The organism is Vibrio sp. 03_296, assembly GCF_002265885.1.
Map to the genome: position 1 here is coordinate 1 of NZ_NPKW01000741.1, position 575 is coordinate 575.

Here is a 575-nt window from a genome sequence, read left to right on the forward strand (position 1 = left end):
CCAAATCTTTGCTGTAATTCAACAAATTCCCTTTGGTAAAGTGACCACGTACGGAGAAATCGCACGTATGGCTGGATTTCCTGGTTATGCAAGGCATGTCGGTAAAGCATTAGGGAACTTGCCAGAAGGCACAAAACTACCTTGGCATCGAGTGATCAACAGCCAAGGCAGAATTTCGTTGCAAGGTTCAGACCTCAATCGTCAACGCCAATTGTTGCAGGCTGAACAGATTGAAGTGAGTGAGATAGGAAAATAAGTTTAAAAAATACCGATGGACAACCTTAGTCACCATCGGTATCAACATTAGGGGGGTATCAACAATCAATTGTTGTGGCGTTGAGCACCTTGTCGTGATTAACGAACGCCCACAACCATGATCTCAACATTACGCGTGTTCGCCTCGTCAGTGATGACAGGAACAATGGTGTCACTGATAAAACGTAAGCGGCCATTCACTTCGATACGTGCACGTACGTTGTAACGGTGATTGGCAATGATCTTTTTGCTGTCATAAGCAAGATCGAACGACAGTGGAACTTGCTTACCATTGGTAATAAATTTGTGCTTTGCGATCA

1 protein-coding gene and 1 pseudogene are annotated in these 575 nt (G+C 44.2%); one reads left to right on the plus strand and one right to left on the minus strand.

What is annotated here, in order from left to right:
• A pseudogene (locus tag CIK04_RS27555) lies at window positions 1-275 on the plus strand (MGMT family protein); the annotation flags it as partial.
• Window positions 276-354: 79 nt separating this feature from the next.
• Here the strand turns inward: CIK04_RS27555 and CIK04_RS27560 are convergent.
• Window positions 355-575: YbaY family lipoprotein (locus tag CIK04_RS27560; RefSeq protein WP_176463453.1), on the minus strand; the 221-nt coding region annotated here is incomplete at its 5' end.